The sequence below is a fragment of the Micromonospora sp. H61 genome (assembly GCF_018070325.1).
Lineage (GTDB): Bacteria > Actinomycetota > Actinomycetes > Mycobacteriales > Micromonosporaceae > Micromonospora > Micromonospora salmantinae.
This window is the reverse complement of record NZ_JAGPXY010000147.1, coordinates 1-4,627: the sequence shown is the minus strand read 5'-3', so window position 1 is coordinate 4,627 and position 4,627 is coordinate 1. Positions and strand designations below refer to the sequence as shown.

At 70.1% G+C, this 4,627-nt stretch carries 5 protein-coding genes and 1 pseudogene; 2 read left to right on the top strand and 4 right to left on the bottom strand.

Features of this window, described 5'->3' with window-relative positions; translation table 11 throughout:
- Both KBX08_RS32270 and KBX08_RS32265 read right to left on the bottom strand, forming a co-directional pair.
- Window positions 1-200: pseudogene (locus KBX08_RS32270) on the bottom strand (hypothetical protein); the annotation flags it as partial.
- Window positions 201-399: 199 nt separating this feature from the next.
- Window positions 400-993 carry a pentapeptide repeat-containing protein gene (locus KBX08_RS32265; protein ID WP_210787535.1) on the bottom strand — a complete coding sequence of 198 codons (594 nt, stop codon included), beginning with the start codon at window positions 991-993 and terminating at the stop codon, window positions 400-402.
- A 96-nt stretch (window positions 994-1,089) separates the two neighbouring features.
- Here KBX08_RS32265 and KBX08_RS32260 point away from each other — a divergent pair, with 96 nt between their 5' ends.
- The gene (locus KBX08_RS32260) at window positions 1,090-2,322 is read left to right on the top strand and encodes a serine hydrolase (RefSeq protein WP_210787534.1); all 1,233 of its coding nucleotides are present in this window, start codon (window positions 1,090-1,092) and stop codon (window positions 2,320-2,322) included.
- Window positions 2,323-2,337: 15 nt separating this feature from the next.
- On the opposite strand, the gene KBX08_RS32255 is transcribed toward KBX08_RS32260, so the two are convergent.
- On the bottom strand, window positions 2,338-2,802 hold the full coding sequence (locus KBX08_RS32255) for a PPOX class F420-dependent oxidoreductase (RefSeq protein WP_112582263.1): 465 nt from the start codon (window positions 2,800-2,802) through the stop codon (window positions 2,338-2,340).
- A gap of 42 nt (window positions 2,803-2,844) precedes the next feature.
- Window positions 2,845-3,483, bottom strand: a complete 639-nt coding sequence (locus tag KBX08_RS32250; protein WP_210787533.1) for a DUF6642 family protein — start codon at window positions 3,481-3,483, stop codon at window positions 2,845-2,847.
- A gap of 305 nt (window positions 3,484-3,788) precedes the next feature.
- Here KBX08_RS32250 and KBX08_RS32245 point away from each other — a divergent pair, with 305 nt between their 5' ends.
- Entirely contained in the window at window positions 3,789-4,568 is a 780-nt protein-coding gene (locus tag KBX08_RS32245; RefSeq protein WP_210787532.1) for a D-Ala-D-Ala carboxypeptidase family metallohydrolase, read from the top strand.
- Window positions 4,569-4,627: the final 59 nt, after the last annotated feature.

The window sequence follows — 4,627 nt, the reverse complement described above, 5'->3', positions numbered from 1 at the left end:
GGACCGGACCGGGTGGCGAGGTACGAGATCAACACCACCAGGCAGACGAGTACGGCGGCTCCCTCCACCGCCCAGCGCCGCCGCTGTCGGGCGCGGCGCAACACGCTGCGGGTCGTCCCGGCGGCAATGGCACGCGGACGGTGCTTCGGCGGCTCGTCGCCAGCCCTCGAACCAGCCCGCGTGCGGTCTTCGTCCGCCACCGACCCCTCCAACTCCGCCGCCCGGCCGTTTTGGACCGCCGAGGACCACACCATCCACTGTGGGCAGTTTCACGTTTACCCGGGCGTGGACGACACGCTAGATCCGGACTGCCGGACGTGTCCAGCCCACAATGGGACGCCGCCGGACAACCCGGCCGCCCCGGACGGGCACCTGGGCAGACCACCAGCGCCTTTCGGGTCAGCCGATCCGGAAGCCGAGCAGTTGCGCGACGACCACGGCCTGCTCGACGTCGATCACGGCACCGGCCCGCTCGACGACCGTCGGGTCCAGCGCTGTGAGATCGCTGCCCCGCAGGTCGGCGCCGCCGAGCCGGACGTTTGTCAGCTGCGCCCCGGAAAGATCGACACCGGTGACCGTAGCACCGGTGAGGTTGGCCCTGGTGAGGTCCACCTCGCGCATGCGCACCCCGGTCAGCCGGACGCCACGCAGGTCGGCACCGGGCAACGCGACGAAGGACCAGTCACCGCCGTCCACCGTCAACGGACGCAGATCGCACTCGCTGAAGGTGCTGCCGACCAGCTTGCAGCCGGTGAACTCGGCCTCGAAGAAGTTGCACCGCCGAAAGACGCAACGGGTGAAGGCGGAGTCGACATGCCGGGAGGCGTTGAACGCCACGTTGCCGAACGTGCACCCGGTGAAGACCGCGCCTCTGCTCACCGCCTCGGTCAGGTCCATCCCGAAGAACTCGCAACCCACGAAGTGCCGGTCGGTCAGCTCCTCGCCGTACCAGTCCTCGTTGCGAAAGGTCACGTCCTCGGTCAACTCCGGCATCCGGCCAGGCTAGTGGGCGCCGCCGACAGCCGACGGCCGGCGGGCCGGCGCCGACCCCCTTCCGGTGTCGGTCTACCGGCGAGTAGGTTCGGCGGCGTGAGTGTGGCTCGGAGCAAGGACCCGGATCAGATCGGCTTCGACAGTGCGCGGCTGGCACGGATCGACGAGCACTTCGGCCGGTACGTCGACGACGGCCGACTGGCCGGCTGGCAGGTGGTGGTCACCCGTCGCGGCGAGGTGGCGCACTCCTCGACGTACGGGCTGCGCGACCGGGAGTCGGGCGCACCGGTAGAGGCCGACACCCTCTGGCGGATCTACTCGATGACCAAGCCGGTCACCTCGGTCGCGGCGATGATGCTGTGGGAGGAGGGCCGGTTCGAGCTGACCGACGAGATCAGCCGCTGGCTGCCCGAGTTCGCCGACCTGCGGGTCTACTCCAAGGGGTCGGCGCTCAAGCCGTACACGGTGCCGGCGGTCGAGCCGATCCGGGTCTGGCACCTGCTCACCCACACGGCCGGCCTGACGTACGGCTTCATGCAGACCTCGGTGGTCGACGGGCTCTACCGGGCCGCCGGCTACGACCTGTACCCGCCGGCGGACGTCGACCTGGCCGGCGCCTGCGCGGCCTTCGGCGAGCTGCCGCTGCTGTTCCAGCCCGGCTCGGCGTGGGGCTACTCCGTCGCCACCGACGTGCTGGGCCGACTCGTCGAGGTGATCTCCGGGCAGAGCCTCGACGCGTTCTTCGCCGACCGGATCTTCGGCCCGCTGGGCATGACCGACACCCGCTGGTGGGTGGAGGGCGACGAGGCCGACCGGCTGGCCGCGCTCTACGTACCGGAACCGCGCAGCGGCCGGGCCGTCCGCTACGACAGCCTGGGGTCGCTCGCGTTCAACAAGCCGGCGCTGCTCTCCGGCGGCGGTGGCCTGATCTCCAGCGCCGCCGACTACCACCGATTCACCCAGTTGCTGCTGCGCGGCGGCGAGCTGGACGGCGTGCGGCTGCTCGGGCCGCGCACGGTGCGGTTCATGACCCGCAACCACCTGCCCGGCGGTCAGGACCTGGGCACCCTGTCCACCGGCGGCTTCGCCGAGACCACCCTGGACGGGATCGGCTTCGGCCTCGGCTTCGCGGTGGTCGACGACCCGATCCCCAGCCGGGTGCCGAGCAGCCTCGGCGAGTACTACTGGGGCGGGGTGGCCAGCACCGCGTTCTGGGTCGACCCGGCCGAGGAGATCACCGCGCTGCTGTTCACGCAGCTGATGCCGTCGAGCACCTACCCGCTCCGCTCCCAGCTGCGCCAGCTCGTCTACGCCGCCCTGGTCGACTGAGCGCTGACGGAACGGTCAGTCGGCGAGGCGGGCCGGGAAGCCACCGGTGGCGATCGGACCCCAGGCGTCGATGGTGACCCGGATCAGCGACTTGCCCTGACGCACCATCGCCGCCCGGTAGTCGTCCCAGTCCGGGTGCTCACCGGAGATGCTGCGGAAGTATTCGACCAGCGGTTCCAGTGCCTCGGGCAGGTCGAGCACCTCGGCGGTGCCGTCGATCTGCACCCAGGGGCCGTTCCAGTCGTCGCTGAGCACGCAGGCCGAGACCCGGGGGTCGCGGCGGAGGTTGCTCACCTTGGCCCGCTCCGGGTAGGTGGAGACGACCAGCCGCCCCTGCCCGTCGACCCCGGCGGAGACCGGGGAGGACTGCGGTCGCCCGTCCGCCCGGGTGGTCATCAGCACGACGCGGTGTCGCGGCCGGAGGAAGTCGAGCAGGCCGTCCCGGTCGACCCGGGTGTTCCTTGCGATGCTGCGTGCCATTCCCCGTTCCTACCAGGGTGCGGGCGCAGCGGGGTCGGCGGGTCAGCGGGGTCGGGCCACGGCGCGGTGCACCGCCTGGGTGGGCACCCGGGGACGGCCGGACGGACGCCAGGCCCGACCGTTGGCGTAGATCACCCGAAAGCCGAGGTACGAGGCGAGCGGCGCCCAGTGGGCGGAGCCCATCCGCAGCTCGGCGGCATTGTGTCGTTGGCCGTTGGCGAGCACGTCGAGGAGCACGGTTTCGAAGGCAGCCGATTCGACCCAGTCGACTTCGCGGGTGAAACCGCAGATCAGAGCGGCTCCGGTGACCTCCAGGAACTCGCGCAGCACCGCGTCCGAGGCGCGCAGCACCGAGCAGCTGCCGAAATAGAGTCGCCGTCCCTCCGCGCGGCCGGCCATCAGCTCGGCCACCTCGTTCAACTCCACCGACTGCCAGTCGGTGAGGCAGAGCCGGCTCGGCTCGCCGTGCATGGCGAAGAAGCCGACCCGGTGGTCGGCGTACTGCTTGAGCAGCCAACGGTCCAGGAAGTAGAACAACTCGTCGCGGGTGGCCGCGTCCTTGTGGATGAAGCGGATCTTGCCCAGCCGCTCCAGCAGCTCCAGCGTGGGCAGCACCGAGCCCCGCTCGTTGAGGTCACGGTGCCACTGACCCTCGACACAGAAGACGCCACCGCGTGCCATGCGCACCTCCGCCAGTCCGCCACCCCGGAGCTGACGGTACCGGCCGCCATCACCCCGGGAACATCACCCACCGTGTGGCAGATTGCGACGTTCGGTGCCCTTGGCCGTAGGAGAGGTGATCGGCCGGAAATGACTGTTTCGCAAATCAGCCGAATTCCCAGCCAATACCCAGGGACAGCAGATTGTGAGCACGATTCTCGTTAATCACCTCCAACGGCACTGATCGGTGCGAGGGTGGAAATCACGGGACTTCTCGGTCGATGTCCTGGAGCCACCCCATTCGCTCTCCTATCGGGAGGACTTCTGTGCGCGTAAACACCTTGAAGCGGGTCGCCGTCGCATTCGCCCTGGCACTGCCCGGGGCCGCAATCGCCACGGTGGTCGCCGCACCGGCGGCGCACGCGGACGGCTGTTACACCTGGAACCGCACCCTGACCCAGGGGCGCTCCGGTGACGACGTCCGCCAGTTGCAGATCCGGGTCGCCGGGTGGGCCGGCTACCGGGACATCGTGGAGAACGACGGCCGCTACGGGCCCAAGACCGCCGCCGCGGTCAAGCGGTTCCAGCAGGCGTACGGGCTGCGCGCCGACGGCATCGCCGGCCCACAGACCTTCGCCAAGCTGTACCAACTCCAGGACAACGACTGCACGCCCGCGCACTTCACCTACGGCGAGCTGGACAACGGGTGTGGCGGGAGCGGGTGGAGCGGCGGCCCGCTGTCGGCGAACCAGACCAAGCAGAACGCGCTGCGCACCATGTGGAAGCTGGAGGCGCTGCGCAAGAGCCTCGGTGACAAGCCGCTCAACGTGTCGAGCGGTTTCCGCAGTCGCGCCTGCAACAACCAGGTCGGCGGCGCGTCCGACAGCCAACACCTGTACGGCAACGCGGCCGACGTGACCTCACGGACGTCCTCGCTGTGCCAGGTCGCCCGCGCCGCCCGTAACAACGGCTTCAGCGGGATCTACGGGCCGGGCTACCCCGACCACGACGACCACGTGCACGTCGACTCGCGTCGGGAGAACAACAGCGACGACAGCTCGAACACGACGAGCTGGTCCGCCCCGGACTGCGGGGTCGGCAACTGAGCCCACCGCTCGAAGCGACGTCGGCCCGGCGCGGAGGGGGATCCTCGCGCCGGGCCGCC